Annotated in this window: 20 protein-coding genes; 16 read left to right on the forward strand and 4 right to left on the reverse strand. The window is 54.0% G+C overall.

All coding sequences use genetic code 11. From position 1 onward, the window contains the following. Positions 1-62 precede the first annotated feature (62 nt). From KNP86_RS05480 to KNP86_RS05500, 5 genes are read left to right on the forward strand one after another with little or no spacing between them, the layout of a single operon-like run. Entirely contained in the window at positions 63-851 is a 789-nt protein-coding gene (locus KNP86_RS05480; RefSeq protein ID WP_214753400.1) for a transporter substrate-binding domain-containing protein, read from the forward strand. Between the two features lie 57 nt (positions 852-908). Further along, on the forward strand, positions 909-1,568 hold the full coding sequence (locus KNP86_RS05485; RefSeq protein WP_034777942.1) for an amino acid ABC transporter permease: 660 nt from the start codon (positions 909-911) through the stop codon (positions 1,566-1,568). After that, a complete protein-coding gene (locus tag KNP86_RS05490; RefSeq protein WP_034777940.1) occupies positions 1,565-2,287 on the forward strand; it encodes an amino acid ABC transporter ATP-binding protein in 723 nt (240 codons plus the stop codon). The genes KNP86_RS05485 and KNP86_RS05490 overlap by 4 nt, the downstream gene beginning before the upstream one ends. Before the next feature lie 39 nt (positions 2,288-2,326). After that, positions 2,327-3,001 carry a metal-dependent hydrolase gene (locus KNP86_RS05495; protein WP_034777938.1) on the forward strand — a complete coding sequence of 225 codons (675 nt, stop codon included), beginning with the start codon at positions 2,327-2,329 and terminating at the stop codon, positions 2,999-3,001. After that, positions 3,001-3,588: an HD domain-containing protein gene (locus KNP86_RS05500; protein WP_214753143.1), complete on the forward strand. Its 588-nt coding sequence runs from the start codon at positions 3,001-3,003 to the stop codon at positions 3,586-3,588. The genes KNP86_RS05495 and KNP86_RS05500 overlap by 1 nt, the downstream gene beginning before the upstream one ends. Before the next feature lie 32 nt (positions 3,589-3,620). Here KNP86_RS05500 and fadH read toward each other — a convergent pair whose 3' ends face one another. Together fadH and KNP86_RS05510 are read right to left on the reverse strand one after the other, a co-directional pair. Then, complete coding sequence (gene fadH, locus KNP86_RS05505; RefSeq protein ID WP_371815273.1) at positions 3,621-4,385, reverse strand: 2,4-dienoyl-CoA reductase; 765 nt, start codon at positions 4,383-4,385, stop codon at positions 3,621-3,623. 93 nt (positions 4,386-4,478) lie between these two features. Then, on the reverse strand, positions 4,479-5,558 hold the full coding sequence (locus KNP86_RS05510; protein ID WP_353048159.1) for an N-acetylglucosaminidase: 1,080 nt from the start codon (positions 5,556-5,558) through the stop codon (positions 4,479-4,481). Positions 5,559-5,625: 67 nt separating this feature from the next. Between KNP86_RS05510 and KNP86_RS05515 the strand changes: the two genes are divergently transcribed. Together KNP86_RS05515 and KNP86_RS05520 are read left to right on the forward strand one after the other, a co-directional pair. Further along, on the forward strand, positions 5,626-6,615 hold the full coding sequence (locus KNP86_RS05515; RefSeq protein WP_034777929.1) for an aromatic acid exporter family protein: 990 nt from the start codon (positions 5,626-5,628) through the stop codon (positions 6,613-6,615). A 179-nt stretch (positions 6,616-6,794) separates the two neighbouring features. Continuing rightward, positions 6,795-7,925, forward strand: a complete 1,131-nt coding sequence (locus tag KNP86_RS05520; protein ID WP_214753147.1) for a M20/M25/M40 family metallo-hydrolase — start codon at positions 6,795-6,797, stop codon at positions 7,923-7,925. Between the two features lie 44 nt (positions 7,926-7,969). Here KNP86_RS05520 and KNP86_RS05525 read toward each other — a convergent pair whose 3' ends face one another. Next, positions 7,970-8,143 carry a hypothetical protein gene (locus KNP86_RS05525; RefSeq protein WP_167491781.1) on the reverse strand — a complete coding sequence of 58 codons (174 nt, stop codon included), beginning with the start codon at positions 8,141-8,143 and terminating at the stop codon, positions 7,970-7,972. A 75-nt stretch (positions 8,144-8,218) separates the two neighbouring features. On the opposite strand from KNP86_RS05525, the gene rnz reads away from it, so the two are divergent. Genes rnz through KNP86_RS05560 form a run of 7 tightly spaced genes read left to right on the forward strand, consistent with a single transcriptional unit; the run spans position 8,219 to position 12,874 of the window. After that, the gene (rnz, locus tag KNP86_RS05530) at positions 8,219-9,124 is read left to right on the forward strand and encodes a ribonuclease Z (RefSeq protein WP_214753149.1); all 906 of its coding nucleotides are present in this window, start codon (positions 8,219-8,221) and stop codon (positions 9,122-9,124) included. Between the two features lies 1 nt (position 9,125). Continuing rightward, the gene (locus KNP86_RS05535) at positions 9,126-10,016 is read left to right on the forward strand and encodes a hypothetical protein (protein WP_138859295.1); all 891 of its coding nucleotides are present in this window, start codon (positions 9,126-9,128) and stop codon (positions 10,014-10,016) included. Beyond that, positions 10,013-10,423: a DUF4430 domain-containing protein gene (locus tag KNP86_RS05540; RefSeq protein ID WP_138859296.1), complete on the forward strand. Its 411-nt coding sequence runs from the start codon at positions 10,013-10,015 to the stop codon at positions 10,421-10,423. Before KNP86_RS05535 ends, KNP86_RS05540 begins: the two co-directional genes overlap by 4 nt. Then, positions 10,401-11,069, forward strand: coding sequence for a hypothetical protein (locus KNP86_RS05545; protein WP_034777918.1), 669 nt, complete (start codon positions 10,401-10,403; stop codon positions 11,067-11,069). Before KNP86_RS05540 ends, KNP86_RS05545 begins: the two co-directional genes overlap by 23 nt. Then, positions 11,038-12,000 carry an ATP-binding cassette domain-containing protein gene (locus tag KNP86_RS05550; RefSeq protein ID WP_214753151.1) on the forward strand — a complete coding sequence of 321 codons (963 nt, stop codon included), beginning with the start codon at positions 11,038-11,040 and terminating at the stop codon, positions 11,998-12,000. The genes KNP86_RS05545 and KNP86_RS05550 overlap by 32 nt, the downstream gene beginning before the upstream one ends. Then, positions 11,973-12,518 carry a hypothetical protein gene (locus KNP86_RS05555; protein ID WP_214753153.1) on the forward strand — a complete coding sequence of 182 codons (546 nt, stop codon included), beginning with the start codon at positions 11,973-11,975 and terminating at the stop codon, positions 12,516-12,518. The genes KNP86_RS05550 and KNP86_RS05555 overlap by 28 nt, the downstream gene beginning before the upstream one ends. 35 nt (positions 12,519-12,553) lie before the next feature. Beyond that, complete coding sequence (locus KNP86_RS05560; RefSeq protein WP_034777912.1) at positions 12,554-12,874, forward strand: hypothetical protein; 321 nt, start codon at positions 12,554-12,556, stop codon at positions 12,872-12,874. Positions 12,875-12,942: 68 nt separating this feature from the next. Here the strand turns inward: KNP86_RS05560 and KNP86_RS05565 are convergent, their stop codons facing one another. Continuing rightward, positions 12,943-13,737 (reverse strand): SDR family NAD(P)-dependent oxidoreductase, encoded by a 795-nt coding sequence (locus KNP86_RS05565; RefSeq protein ID WP_251130432.1) that lies wholly within the window; start codon positions 13,735-13,737, stop codon positions 12,943-12,945. A 150-nt stretch (positions 13,738-13,887) separates the two neighbouring features. On the opposite strand from KNP86_RS05565, the gene KNP86_RS05570 reads away from it, so the two are divergent. Together KNP86_RS05570 and KNP86_RS05575 are read left to right on the forward strand one after the other, a co-directional pair. Then, positions 13,888-14,790: a peptidase U32 family protein gene (locus KNP86_RS05570; protein ID WP_214753155.1), complete on the forward strand. Its 903-nt coding sequence runs from the start codon at positions 13,888-13,890 to the stop codon at positions 14,788-14,790. Positions 14,791-14,800: 10 nt separating this feature from the next. Then, complete coding sequence (locus tag KNP86_RS05575; protein WP_214753157.1) at positions 14,801-16,054, forward strand: peptidase U32 family protein; 1,254 nt, start codon at positions 14,801-14,803, stop codon at positions 16,052-16,054. Positions 16,055-16,065: the final 11 nt, after the last annotated feature.

The raw sequence follows: 16,065 nt of genomic DNA on the forward strand, positions 1-16,065 counted from the left end.
ATGTCATAATTTTGTTAAAGTTCTGATAATTTTATCCTATATAGAAGAAAGGGACGATGAACATGAAAAAAGGTTTTTTAGCATTATGTATCGCAAGTCTTGCCGCTTTCACGGTAGCTTGTGGGGCAGACGTGAACGAAGGAGGTTCGACGTCGACCGATGAGGAGGATAAAGTCATCGTCATGGGGACGAGTGCGGACTACTTCCCATATGAGTTCGTCGATACGGCGAACGGCGACGAGATCGTCGGTTTCGATATCGACATCGCCAAGCAAGTGGCCGAGAATATGGGCTATGAATTGAAAATTGAAGACATGGATTTCGGTAGCCTACTCGGGGCGCTGAACGCTGGCCGTGTCGATTTCGTCATGGCAGGTATGACACCGACAGAAGAACGAAAAGAGAACGCTGATTTCTCAGACATCTACTTCACTGCGAAAAACTTGATCTTGTCAAAAGGGGATGCCGTCCAGTCGCTTGAAGATTTAGACGGGAAACAAGTCGGGGTCCAACTTGGTTCGATTCAAGAAGGGATCGCTAAAGAACAAATCCCGGGCGCTGAAATTGTCGCCTTGAACAAGATCCCGGAGATCATCCAGGAAATCAAGACTGGTCGCATCGATGCAATGGTCATCGAGGACACGGTCGCGAAGAAATACCTCGACCAAGACAGCGAACTTTCAACGTTTGAAATCGTCGATGAAGAAGAGGCCGGTTCTGCCGCCGCCTTCCGTAAGGACGATGAGCTTCGCGATCAATTCAATGAAGAATTGAACAAGATGATCGATTCAGGAGACATCGAGAAGTTGGCACAAAAATGGTTCGAACAAGAAGCAGCACCAGCTGAATAAAGATTGAAGAAGGCTGACTGAAAATATCAGTCAGCCTTTTTTTAGGAGGAACTCACAATGGATTTTAGTCGGATTTATGATTCTATACCGTATATTCTCGAAGGGATCCCGGTCATGTTTCAAGTCGTGCTCGTCTCGGCCTTGCTCGGGATCACGCTCGGGGTCGTCGTCGCCACATTCAAGATCGTCCCAAACCGTCTCGTCAACTTCATCGGGCACGCCTACACGGCCGTGTTCCGCGGGACACCGCTCATCTTGCAACTCGCGATCATCCACTTCGGGTTGCCGCAATTGACCGGTTATATCACGACGCCGTACCAATCGGCCGTCATCGCCTTCTCACTCAACTCGGCGGCGTATATCTCGGAAATCATTCGGGCCGGGATTCAAGCGGTCGATAAAGGACAGTGGGAAGCGTCGGATGCCCTCGGCGTCCCGTACGTCAAACAACTGCGGTCAATCATCTTGCCGCAGGCGTTCAAAAATATCTTGCCGGCCCTCGTCAACGAGATGATCACGCTCACGAAAGAATCGGCGCTCGTCTCGACGGTCGGTGTGCTCGACATCATGCGTCGGGCGCAAATCGTCGGTGGGCAAAAGGCGATCTACTTTGAACCGCTCCTGTTTGCCGGTGTGATATACTTTACAATAGTGATGGTGTTGACGTATCTTGGTCAACGTCTAGAAAAACGGCTTAGAAAGAGTGATGGCAGATGATACAAGTAAAGGATTTATACAAACAATTTGGTGACCTCGAGGTCCTCAAAGGAATTACGACATCGATTGAGAAAGGGGAAGTCGTCGCCGTCATCGGTCCGTCCGGTTCCGGGAAATCGACGTTCCTCCGTTGCTTGAACATGCTTGAAGTGCCGACGTCCGGCACGGTCAGCGTCGCCGGCTATGAGCTCACGAAAAAAGGGGCGAACGTCTCGAAGGCTCGTCAAAACATCGGCATGGTGTTCCAACAGTTCAACTTGTTCCCGCATATGAACGTACTCGACAACTTGACGTACGCGCCGATTAACGTCTTGAAAGTGAGCAAGGCCGAAGCGATCGAACGAGCTAAAAAGCTCCTCGAACGCGTCGGATTATCGGAGAAGATTGACGCTTACCCGAGCCAACTGTCGGGTGGACAGAAGCAACGGGTCGCGATCGCCCGGGCGCTCGCCATGGAGCCGAACGTCATGTTGTTCGATGAGCCGACGTCGGCGCTCGACCCAGAGATGGTCAACGAAGTGCTCGACGTCATGAAAGGACTCGCCGATTCAGGGATGACGATGGTCGTCGTCACGCACGAGATGGGCTTTGCCCGCGAAGTGGCGGACCGCGTCCTCTTCCTCGACGAAGGTATCTTGATGGAAGAAGGCAAACCGGCCGACCTGCTCCTCAATCCGCAGACCGACCGCGCAAAACGCTTCTTAGAAAAAGTATTATAAGTGAAAGATTCCATCTGATAACAGAAAGGGAGGATTTCTATGAAGATCACATACTATGGCCATGCAACCGTACAACTCGATATCGACGGGACGTCCGTTTTGATTGACCCGTTCCTGACGAGCAATCCGCACACGGACGTCGATCCGGCGAGCGTCAAAGCAGACTATATCCTGCTCACCCACGCTCATTTCGACCATATCGAAGACGTGGAACTGATTGCGAAACAGACGGGTGCGACAATCGTCGCGACGCACGAACTGGCGACATATTATGAGAAAAAAGGCTATTCGGTCCACGGCATGAACATCGGGGGCGGACATTCGTTTTCGTTCGGTCGCGTCACGATGACGCAGGCGTTCCATAGCTCGAGTCTTGATATGGGGGACGTCCCGATCTACATGGGTATGCCGGGCGGGTTCATCATCGAGACAGAGGCGCTCACGGTGTATCACGCCGGGGACACGGCCCTGTTCTCGGACATGAAACTGTACGGGGAGCGGTTCGATATCGACGTCGCGTTCCTCCCGATCGGTGACAACTTCACGATGGGACCGGTCGACGCACTCGATGCCGCGCACTGGCTCCAAGCGAAACGGGTCGTACCGATTCACTTCGACACGTTCCCACCCATCAAACAAGACGCACAGGCTTTCTGCGATCAACTGCACCAACGCGGCCTCTTGATCGAGCCGAACACGACGATCGAGATTTGATGAGTCATCCAGCGGTGCTCGAGACCGAACGGTACGTGGCGGCGCTGCATGCCGGGGACTATACCGGTCATGACATGGCCCACCTCGAGCGGGTGCGCCGCTTAGCCATGCATCTCGCCGAAGGGGGAGACGTCGATCGGCTTGTCTTGACGCTTGCGGCGCTCTTGCACGACGTCGAGGATGAGAAGCTCGGTCGCGAGGCGGGGCTCGTCGCGCGTCACTTGGACACGTTAGCGCTCGACCCGAATCGACGGGCGCACGTCCTGACGATCATCGGCGAGACATCGTTCTCGAAACATAGAAGTCCATCGACGTTGGAAAGTGCCATCCTGCAAGATGCGGATCGACTCGACGCGATTGGGGCGATCGGCATCGCCCGCACGTTCCAATTCGCGGGGTCACGCGGAACGGCTTTATATGACCCGAACGATGCGACAAGTGCGGTCGCCCACTTCGATGATAAGTTGCTCCGGCTCGCGGATGGGATGCATACGGAACGGGCACGACAGATTGCTCGGGAACGCCACGCATTCATGGTCTCATTTTTGGACAGGTTCGAAGCGGAATGGACGGGACAAGACATATGAAACGGCCGAGGAATCTCCTCGGCCGTTTTCGGTTAGAACGGATGTTTATTGAGCCAATGGCCGCCGTCGAGCGAGATACATTCTCCGTTCAAATAGCGCATCTCGTCCGACGCCATCCAATAGGTGAGGTCGGCAATCTCTTCGGGTGTGCCGAACCGTCCGAGCGGCACGTTACGACGGATGCGCTCGACTTCTATGACGTGGACGGCGAGTTTGTCGGCACCACCGGTCCGCTCGATTGGGCCCGGGCTGATCGCGTTCACGCGTGCCCCGAACTGATACCCCCATTCGACGGCGAGCGTCCGCGTCAAATTGAGCACCCCGGCCTTGGCGGCGGCGCTCGGGGCGACACCGGCGCCCGCTTGCCAGGCGTAGGAGGCGACCATGTTGATGATGGAGCCGTCCCGCAGTTGCTCCCGTTCCCAATGTTTGCCGAGGACGTGGGTACAATTGAACGTCCCGTTCAAGACGATGTCGATGACGCTCGTCCAGCCGTTCGGCGTCAAGTCGAGCGTCGGACAGACGAAGTTGCCGGCTGCGTTATTGACGAGCGCATGCACCGGTCCGAACCGTTGGCTGATTTGATCGAGTGCTTGTGAACACGCCTCGTAGTCACGCACATCGTGTTGCACGGCCATCGCTGCTCCGGCCCCGATGGCCTCCAGTTCGCCCATCGCTTCTTGTAGCCGCTCTTCGTTGCGGCCGCTGATGGCGACGTTCCAACCCTCGGTTTTGAATTTTAGCGCCATCGCCTTGCCCATCCCCGATGAGCCACCTGTGATCCAAATCGTTTTCATACAAATCCCCCTTTGGAATGAATGGTCGTTCATTTAGGTATTCGCTCAGCGAAGGGGGGATTCCTGCAAAAAAAATGACGGCCGCCGTGGCCGTCATTTTAGCTGTTTGAAATAGGTCAATCCGAGTTCACGATCGATGCGATACATCGTCCCGGCGACTTTCTCGCCCCAATATGGGTCCGAGGCGTAAAAGACGTTGACGCCTTCTTGTTTATTGCCCGGAAACGGACCGCGGTCGTAATCTCCGGTCACGTACTTCTCGGCGAATAAACGAGCCGCCGCATCGATGCTCGCCTCGACGGATGGATAAGAGGCCGCATTTCCGCTCGGATCGTTGTCGGTCGCTTGGAAGCCGAACAAGTTATTTTTTTCACGGGCGATGGCAGACGTACCGAAACCGGACTCGTGTCCGGCTACAGCCATGAGGAACAAGGCGTTGATGCCGAATTCGGCCTCGGCGTCCTTGAAGGCGTCGCCTTTCCCAGCGAGCGGGCTATCGTCGAGTGATTCGAGGAATGCGTCGAGCTCGCGAGCCGAATACGGTGCCTTCGACGCGATTGAAGCGAATTGGTATGGCGAATCGAACACGTCGCGTACGTCCTCCGTGTAATATCGGTCGGACGACTGTTGCGGTGCCGGTCCGACGAGAAACGTCCCGGCCAAATTGCCGTTCGCCTCGACGGTATGGAACACTTGTCCGTCCTGTATCTGATAGAAGCCGCGCCGCTCGACGACAGCGTCCGGGTAAAGCGTCATGTCGGCCGGCTTCACGTAGACATCGGCCCCAGAGATATTTACCAACAAATGCTTGTCGCCCGTTTGCATGAGACGGAGACGTGTTCCACCGGCGACATAGGACTGCCGTTTCTTAAACTCGGCGTCCTGATATAGGTTTGTGATTCGGTCGGTCGGGGTGACCGCGATTCCAGTACCCGTGAAATCGATGACGTCTCCCGACGCATCGAGTAGGGCGCGATTGCCCCCGCGTTCCATGTAGGCGCGCGCCTCATCGAGCGACTCGAACGACCGGGTCGAGACGTCCCCGTTGTCATAGGTCTGAACGGTATACGACCCGCTCGGACGATCTTGGAGCCAAAGGAAACCGGATATGGCGAGAGCGAGCGTGAGAATCGTCGGGATCACGCCGCGTTTCTTTCTTTTCAATACGATCACTTCCAAACATATGGATTGCCAAACGGAAGAAACTAGTGAACAATTTTGTGAGAGAGGAGGAGATATTATGAAAATCGGATCACGTACGCTCAAGACGGCGGCAGCCGCCGGGATTGCCATGCTTATCTCGGAGACGATCCATCTCGACTATTACGTCTTCGCGGCCATCATCGCCATCCTCAGTATTCAGGAGACGCGGAAAAAGTCGTTTCGGGCCTCCTATGAACGGGTCATGGCCAGCTTGATTGCCATCGGCATGGGTGCGTTGATGTTCACCTTGCTCGGCTATTCGCCAGCGACGCTCACACTTTATTTTGTCATGTTCATCCCGCTCGTACAACAGCTCAAACTGCAAGATGGCATGATCACAAGTGTCGTCATCCTGACCCATCTGTATACGGAAGGACAGTTCTCACTCGATTTGTTCGTGAACGAGTTGTTGTTGATCGCCATCGGGGTCGGGGTCGGGCTCGTCGTCAACATGTATATGCCGACGCTCGATAAAGAGATCGAACGCATCAAGGACAATATCGACCGGGCGCTCGCCGTACATTTTTATGATGTGGCCGCATGTGTCGAGACCGGCGTCTATAACGACCATTCGATGATGCTGTTGAAGACACGCGATTATTTGAAGCAAGGAAAAGATCTTGCGCTCCGCCGGATGGGGAATTCGATCGGGAAGCGGAACGAGGACATGGATTACTTGTACTTCCGAATGCGGGAGCGGCAATATGACATCTTGAAACGCATCGCTGAGAACTCACGGGAAATCACACTCGTCGTCAATGAAGCCAAACCGGTCGCGACGTTCCTTCGACTCGTCGGCGACAACGTCAACCAACAAGCCGACGCCTCGACGTTCTTGCGGGAGCTCGAGGAGACGATTGAGCATTATCGAAAAAACGTACCCCTCCCCACGTCACGTGAGGAATTTGAGGTACGTTCATCGTTGCTCAATATTTTGTCTGATGTGAAGAGCTACTTGATTTTGAAAGAGCGCTATATCCTATTGTTACAGGAACATGGCCATCCCCGACAAAAACGTGCTCAATAAAAAGATGGATACGATGACGACGACACCGATTTGAATGATGCGTTGTCGCTTTTTCTGTTTCTTACTCATGACGTTCCTCCAAATGTGTTTGTCCTCATTGTACAGAATGGAAAAGGTTCGTGCAAACGGCACGAGTTTGTTATAATAACCTAGAAATGTTTGGATGGAGGGATGTTTTCATGGTAAACGAGAAACGGGTGCTTGACACATTTTTACAGTTGGTCGGCATCGATTCGGAGACGAAAGAAGAGGCAGTCATCTGTGAGCATTTAAAGGCGGTCTTCACTGAGCTCGGATGTGACGTCTACGAGGACGACGCATCGACGAAAACGGCTCATTCAGGTAACAACCTCATCATCACGCTACCTGCTACGAAACAAGGCGTCGACCCGATTTATTTCACGGCGCATATGGATACGGTCACACCAGGTAAAGCGATCAAGACGAGTATTCAAGATGGCTACGTCGTGACGGATGGGACGACCATCCTCGGCGCTGATGATAAAACTGGTTTGACGGCGATGATTGAGCTGGTCCGTGTTTTGACGGAACAAGCGATTCCGCACGGTCAAATCCAATTCGTCATCACGGTCGGCGAAGAGTCAGGTCTCGTCGGGGCGAAAGTACTCGACTTGTCGAAAATTGATGCGAAGTTCGGTTTCGCGCTCGACTCGGACGGCCCGGTCGGCGATATCATCGTCGCTGCCCCGACACAAGCGAAAGTGAACGCTAGAATTTACGGTAAGACGGCGCATGCCGGTGTCGCGCCTGAGAAAGGGGTCTCGGCCATTCAAATCGCGGCGAAAGCGATCGCGAAGATGAAGCTTGGACGAATCGATGACGAGACGACAGCGAATATCGGACGGTTCGAAGGCGGACGTGCCACGAACATCGTCTGCGATTACGTCGAGGTGCTCGCCGAAGCGCGCTCGCTCATCCACGAGAAGATGGAAGCCCAAGCCGAGTCGATGAAACAAGCTTACGTCGAGGCGGCAGCGGCACATGGTGGCCGAGCCGAAGTCGACATCGACATCATGTACCCGGGCTTCAAGTTCGAAGAAGGCGACGAAGTCGTCGAAGTCGCGAAAGCGGCGGCAGCGGCCATCGGACGCCCGACACGAATCTTACATTCAGGTGGAGGGTCAGATGCGAACGTCATCGCTGGGGGCGGGATTCCGACCGTTAACCTCGCTGTCGGTTATGAAGAGATTCATACGACGAACGAGCGCATGCCGCTCGTCGAGCTATACAAGTTGGTTGAATATGTCGTTCAAATTGTCGAGCACGTCGCGACACCGAAAACGAAGTGAAAAAGAGCCGACGCGATGTCGGCTCTTCCTATGTGTTCGAGTGATTATGCGGCGAATTCCAATGATTCCAAGACGAGTTCGTCTGAACAGTGAAGTTCCATCGCTATGTCGTGAATGTGGATTGAGGTGCCTAGTTCTTGTTGGTGTTTGCGATTCATTGAAGTCGCCCGTTCCCGGATCAGTTCATAGATCGAGTCGGAATGTTCAACTTTATTCATCACGGATCACATCCTTTATCAACGATTGCCTACAGTATAGCATGGAATGCACTAGAAGAAAGGACAAAATTATTTATGAAGTTACAATTTTTAGGAACCGGATCTGGCATGCCCTCGAAACAGCGGAACGTTTCCGGTCTGGCGCTCACGCTTTCGAAACAGACGTGGCTCATCGATTGCGGGGAAGCGACCCAGCACCAAATGCTCCACACAAAAGTCAAACCGCGCAAAGTCTCGGCCGTTTGGGTGACCCACCTCCACGGTGACCACGTGTTCGGCCTGCCCGGTTTCTTGTCGACGCGTTCAGCGCTCGATGGGTCGAGCCCGCTCACGCTTTACGGACCGAAAGGCATCAAGAAGTGGCTCGAGTTGACGATGAAAGTGACCGGGTCGTATCTCGGTTATGACTTGTCGATCGTCGAGTATGAGGACGGCGATACGTTCGAACAGGACGGTCATCTCGTCAAGGTCAAACGATTGGACCATCGTTTTCCATCGTACGGATTCCGGATCGAGGCACCGGCACGGCCGGGTGCGCTTCTCGTCGATAAAGTGAAGGCGCTCGGGATTCCGAGCGGACCGATCTATCGGACGATCAAGCAAGAGGAGACGTTCGAGTTTGAAGGAGAAACCTATCTCTCTAAAGAATACGTCACTGACGCGGTCCGTGGACCGATCGTGGCGATTCTGGGGGATACGATTCCTTGTCCGAACGCGGTCGTCCTCGCCGAAGGCGTCGATGTGCTCGTCCACGAGGCGACGTTCATGGACGAAGAGGCAAAGCTCGCCCGTCAATATGGTCACTCGACGACGGTCGAGGCGGCGACGCTCGCGAAGACGGTTCAAGCCGGACGCTTGATTGTCACCCATATCTCGGCCCGCTATCAAGGTCGAGATGATGAATTTTTAGACGAAGTCCGAGCCGTCTTCAAAGACAGTTTTGTCGCCAGCGACTTCTTCGAGTTTACAGTGGGGGATTAACGTGACAGTACAACTATACGTATGGCTTGGATTTTTTGTCATCAGTACGTTGCTAGGTTTACGCTTGAATCAACTGAAAGAACCCGAACCGAACTTTTTCTTTAAATTTTTATTTTTCTCTTTGCTCGGAATCGTGTCGTTCCCGATTGGCGGGTTCCATATCCCCATCGGTTTTCTCATGTCATTCTTGTTTTTTCCGAAACGAAATAGCCGCTATAAATGGTACGGTGCGCTCGTCGGCTTCTTTTTCTTCATCGTCTTGTTGTTCGTCCCGTTGTTTGATCAATCTGAGTTCCGGGCCGAGTCGCAACAAATCGGGGCGGTGTCGATTCAAGACGAGACATTTGACCGGATGACGGACAATATCTTACGTCGCATCAATAGTGACTCGATTAAACTCGACCGAAGCAAGATGGTGTTCACCGAGGACGGGGAACTCCGCTCGCTCGAATATTTGCTCATGGTCGAGCGCTCGAACTCGTTTCAACAGATTCGAATCAACTATGACGAGTCCGGTGAGTTGTCGTATCGCCAAGTCGACGAACTGAACATGGATTCGGGAAGTGCGTTTTTCGAGAAGCTCGTCGACTTTGAACATATGCTCGATGCCGTACGCGACACGCCTTGGTCTGAATTTGCGGACCGAGTCGACGCGCCGCTTCTCCAGTTCTCGTTTGACGGCCTGTACGACATGTACACGTTCGAGAACGAGTCGATGCTCATGATCAATCGTGATCGCCGGCTCGTCAAGTTCTGGTTGCAACGAGAACCTGTGCTCGCCAACAGCATCCAATTGTCTGGGCTCAGTCAAGAAGGCCGGACGACTGGTGAAAAATATACGATTCTATACAATTATTCTATCCATCAACGAGAGGATTTGACCGACCAATGAAAAAACTGCTCCTGATGAGTTTACTCGTCCCACTTTTGACCGCATGCGGCGGGGAAGAAACGACGAACGGAGATGCGGCCTGTGACGTCGAACCGACGATTTCCGTTTATGATGCTGCGACCGAGGAGACGTTGTTCCATGAGAAGAGCGTCTGTTTAGAGGACGGGGCGACAGTGCTCGATGCCCTTGAAGCGACTGAACTCGACATCGAATCGGTCGGTAGCGGAGAGATGACATACGTGACGGCGATCGACGGCATTCAAGAGAAGTCGGCCGGTCAATCGTCGGGCTGGGTCTACGCCTTTAATGGAAGCCCGGGCGACGAAGGCGCTGGGGCCAAAGAAGTCGAATCGACCGATATTATTCAATGGCGTTTCGAAGAAGATGCGATTTCTTTCTTCGAATGAGGCAGATTGGGAGCGCAGACATCCGGTCACGCTCCTTTTCTTCTTAGTGGCCCATTTGTTCATCCTGACTTATTTAAATGATTCGGTCTGGTTCCTTCTTGGACTTGTCGGCCTGTTGCTCCTCGAACGACGATTTCCGCTGGCGATGCTCGGTGTTTTGGCCGCGTTCATGCTGATCTCGTTTGCACCGATTGTTTTTGGGTGGAACGTCTCTCTCATGGGCATCACGAATCAATTGATTCCATTAGCCACATTTTTGTTCGGTATGATCTGGGTGAACCGGTTCATGCGACTCGAACGATTGCTTCCGTTCTTGAACAGATGGCCGCGTTCGACCCGGTTGCTCTATGGGGGATGGGCCCTCGTCCCGTCGATGGAGCGGGCGGTGCGATTATCCATTGCGAGCCATCCGAGGCGCGAGTGGCAAGAGGCGATCGTGGTCGGTATCGACAGTCAACGTCTTGAACCGGTGTATGTGACGAATCGAATGCGACGTTTCGAACGGCATGACACCGTCCAATGCCTCGTCTTGCTCGGTTTCGTGGCGATCGCCTCGATGGGAGTGCCGGTCGTGTGGTTACTGTATCCATATTTGACGAAAGGAGGGTTGCGCGATGCGTTGGTTATCCTTGGCAGACGGACATGATGAATTCGATGAGTGGGTGAGGGAAGAACGAGCGCGAGTCATCCGCCTTGATACCCCGCTTGCCGGGAAGGTTTCATCGCTCATTTCTGGGAGTGACGCCCTGCGAGGAGCCGAACTGGCTGCCATTCTTCAAATCGATCATCTATTTCATAAGCGATTCGATGAGTGCTCAAGCGGAGAACGGCAACTCGTCCGCATCGCTCACGCCCTCGCCGATTCAGCCGAGGCGCTCGTCTTGATTGAGCCGTTTCGACATTTGGATCGGTTTCGGGTCGAGCATTTAACGATGTTGCTCAGCAGGCTGACCGGGCTCGGGGTTCGGATTGCTTACACGGATAGGGCGCGCGAACATAGTCCGTCCGGCGCGTTACACGTCAATCCGACCATGAATCAGCCTCAACTTGTCGTTACGGACGTGTCCTATCGCCACCCGTTACAGGCGTCCTATGCGGTCGAGCATGTGTCTTACGAAATGAAGGGCCCGGGTCTGACCGTCTGTATCGGTACGAATGGCAGCGGGAAGTCGACGTTGCTCGAATTGATTGCCAAAAGCGTGCGTCCGTTGTATGGGAAGGTCAAATGGACCGAGCGGCCGGTTTATTTACCGGCCGAGCAAGAGTTTGGTCCGTTCCCGCATGCGACGAATCGTCGCCTCGCTCAACTGCAAGCCATATTCGATTCTGAGGCATCTCTGTTCTTGTTGGACGAGCCAAGCGTGGGCTTGACCGAGCAGGAGCGCTCTCAGTTTGAACGGGCGTTAATCGAGAAGGCCGGGACGGCGCACATCATGTGTGCCACCCATGACGAGCAACTGATTCAGGCGGCAGACCGAATCATTTGCCTGTCGAACGGGATGCTCGTCTTTGATGGGGATCGCAGCGACTATATGAAACGGAGTGCGCTATGGTCACATATGTCCTCATCCTCTTGATTGCAGCGGGGGTCATGTCGAGGTTCGAACGGAGTGACGCCCCGATTGCCGTCTTGACGCAAATTCTCGCTCTCGCGGTCATCGGACGTTGGCTGTTCGTGGCCATCCCGAATGTCCAACCTTCGACAGCGCTGCTCATGCTGACGACCCTTTATTTTGGATTCACGAGTGGGGCCATGTTGGCATTGTTCGTTCCGATTTTATCAGGCCTGTTGCTCGGGATCGGTCCGTTCGTTCTGTTTCAATTTTTAGGGTGGCTCCTTGTCGTCGCCGTCGTCTCGTTCTTGAAGCCATTGCTCCGTCGCTCCCGGTTGTTCCTTGCCGCCGTCGGTCTCGGGGCCGGCTTTTTATTCGGATGGACGGCCAACCTGTCCTTCGCCGAGGTGATCGGGGTCGACTTCGTCAAATTGCTCGTGCTCAGTTTGCCGTTCGATATGGCCCATGGCATCGGGAATGCCGTCTTTCTCATCTTATTGCACGATCTGTTCGTTCGCATATTTGTACGAGAAGACGGGTAACAAGTAGATATCACACCGAGTGAGGTGACGCGTGCATGAGCGGATACGTCAATCTAGTTGAAATCGGTTGGTTTCTTTTCATTGGACTGTTGTTTATGGGACTCAATTTATTGTTGATGTCTCGTCGTCTCATTCGAACGCGCTATGGGATGCTCAGTATTCTCGGCGCGAGTGTATGGCCTGCACTAATGATCGTCCTGTCTGTACAAGGGGGACGCGTCCTTGACGGACTGGCCGAGCGAGCGGTCACGCTCGAGAGCGTGTTGGCCTGGGCAGTCGTCGTGGCGACCGCTCTGATGGTGTGCATTCCAGGTGTTTCACTGATTCGGCGCATGGTGCAGTTGGCTCGACATTGAACAATCACTATACGTAAAAGGAGGAGGTCCCACAACGGGAACCTCCTCCTTTTGATTGATTATGATTGTCAGGTCATCGGCACATCTTCCGTTCCGGCATCTGACGGTTTTTGGAACCGGCGCAAGATCTCGAGGCTGACCGCCCTAGGCATGAGTTTGGCCGCGGCCACGAGCAACTGGTTCGAGACGCCGGGAACGACCACGCGTTTGTTGTTCATGACGCCTTTATAGCCGAAAAAGGCGACGAGGTGGGACGGCATTTTCGACACCATCATTTCGCTGCCGGCACGATTGAAGAAACCGGTATCGGTCGGTCCCGGGCACAGGACGCTCACGTTCACACCTGTCCCTTTCACTTCGGCATGGAGCGCCTCGGTGAGTGACAACACGTACGCTTTCGTCGCATAATAGACCGCCATGTAAGGGCCGGGTTGGAAGGCGGCGACCGAGGCGACATTTAAGACATAACCATGATTTCGCTCGACCATGCCAGGTAAGTAGGCTTTCGTCAGTTCAGTCAAGGCGTTGACGTTCAAGCGGACCTCTTCGGCCTCGATCTCGGCGTCGAGGTCGATGAACTCGCCGGCCGTCCCGAAACCGGCATTGTTGATTAAAAAGTCGACCGTCAGTCCGGCGTCTTCAATCGCGTTTGTCAGCCGTTTTGCGGCCTGATGTTCAGACAAGTCGAGGGCGAATACGTGCACGTGGACACGGTACCGCTTCTCAAGTACTTTTTTCAATTCGTGCAAACGGGGCTCGTTGCGAGACACGAGGATACAGTCATACCCGTCCCGGGCCGCTAAAACGGCAAGATCGAGGCCAATTCCGGTCGAGGCTCCAGTAATTAAGGCGGTTTTTGTCAAAATCGTCCACTCCTTCGATGTAAAAAGTCATACATTGTTACTGATTTCTTCACGAGTTGTTAAATTCCTGCACGGCCACCACATCAAAACGTGTGCTAGAGTATAGCAAGAATATGTGATTAGACTCACAAAGTGAGGAGAAGAAAGCAAATGATGATTCAGCTAGTGACTACGGCACAAAGCGTCGAGCAAGCAGAGGCGCTAATCATGGCGGGCTCCGACCGCATCTATATCGGAGATTCAAAATACGGGTTACGCCACAAAGGTGACTGGTCACTTCCGGCTGTGCGAGAAGTCACAGCAGTCGCCCACCGATACGGCAAAGAAGTGACGGTCGCCGTCAATAACTTGATGCATAACGAGCAGATCGAGACGCTCCCTGAATATTTGCAGGAACTCAAAGCGATCGGGATCGACAGTGTGACGGCAGGCGACCCTGGCGCCATCCGCCTGATCCGTAATGCCAATATCCCCTATTGGTATGATGCTCAAACGCTCGTCACGTCGGCGAGACACATTCAGTTTTGGGGGAAGCGTGACGCCATCGGGGCGATCGCAGCCCGTGAAGTGACGTTGACCGAACTCGGGATGATTCAACAACAGATCGGTTTGCCGGTCGAAGTGCAAGTGTATGGCCCGACGTGCATCCATCATTCGAAACGTCCGCTCTTGACGAACTACTTCAACGAGATCGGCCGGTCGAACGCATTGGCAGAAGCACGAGAGTATTATGTGAGCGAACCGTCGGATGCGGAAAGTCGCTATCCCGTCTATCAAGACGACAACGGTACGCACGTCTTCTCTGAAGATTTGACACTCATGGGACAATTGCCCACGCTCTTGAAGGGCGGATTGCACACGTGGAAACTCGAAGGCTGGCATGCGGGCGATGCGTTCGTCGACATCGTCCGTCTGTTCGATAAAGCCCGGTCGGATCTATTGAACGGGCGGTTCGACCGTCATGGTATGGAACGGCGTCTCGCCGAACTCCAACCTGAACAATTCCGGCTCGGGACCGGACTGTTGTTACGAAATCCAGAAGAGATCAAGTGAGGGAACCGAGATGAAAAAACGTCCAGAACTATTAGCACCAGCTGGGAACTTAGAAAAATTGAAGATGGCGATTTTGTACGGGGCCGATGCGGTCTTTATCGGGGGGCAACAGTTCGGGCTCCGTTCCCGGGCGGGTAACTTCGGTTACGAAGAGATAGCCGAAGGAGTCGCGTTTGCCCATGCGCGTGGCGCAAAAGTGTATGTCGCGGCCAACATGGTGACGCATGAAGGGGATATCGACGGTGCTGGCGAGTTCTTTTGCAAGCTTCGCGATATCGGCATCGATGCCGTCATCGTGTCCGATCCGGCCATGATCGAGGTGTGCCTCACGGATGCACCGGGACTTCCGGTCCATTTGTCGACGCAGGCGTCAGCAACGAACTATGAGACACTCCGTTTCTGGCAAGAGGAAGGGTTGGAGCGAATCGTCCTCGCCCGCGAAGTTTCGATGGAAGAAATCAAAGAAATGAAACGGCAAGTCGATGTCGAAATCGAGACGTTCGTCCATGGGGCGATGTGCATCTCGTACTCGGGCCGTTGCACGTTATCGAATCATATGGCGCTCCGCGATGCGAACCGGGGTGGCTGTGCCCAATCTTGTCGTTGGAAATATGGTTTCTTCGAGGCGGACGAGCTGTTGACCGACGAGATGGCGGCACGCGACGAGGAACCGTTCTCGATGAGCTCGGTCGATTTGGCGATGGTACGCCACATCCCGGACTTGGTCGATGCTGGCGTCGACAGCTTGAAAATTGAGGGACGGATGAAATCGATTCACTATGTGGCAACCGTCTGTAACGTCTACCGTCAAGTCATCGACGCCTACTGCGCCGATCCTGAAGGGTTCGAGTTCGACCCGGCGTGGGAAGAAGAAATTTGGAAAGCGGCACAACGAGAACTCGCGACCGGATTCTATTACGGCGTCCCGACCGAGAACGAGCAACTGTTCGGCAAGCCGCGCGCCATCCCGCAATATGCATTTGCGGCACGCGTCATCTCGTATGATCCGACGACACAAATGGCAACACTCGAGCAGCGGAACCATTTCCGACGCGGAGAAGAAGTCGAGTTCTTCGGCCCCGGCTTCGTCCGTTTCTCCCAGCGAATCGATGAGCTGTACGATGAGTCGGGAGAAAGACTTGAGACGGCGAACCAGGCGATGATGACGGTGCGCGTCAAAGTCGAGCAGCCGGTCGTGACCGATTTCATTATGCGCAAACGAAAAGCCGGCGTCGTGAGCCCTCCAGTGCCGAGCCCGGTCTGACACATCCGGTA

It is taken from the genome of Exiguobacterium sp. s16 (genome assembly GCF_018618115.1).
In the GTDB taxonomy this organism is placed as follows: Bacteria; Bacillota; Bacilli; order Exiguobacteriales; family Exiguobacteriaceae; genus Exiguobacterium; species Exiguobacterium mexicanum_A.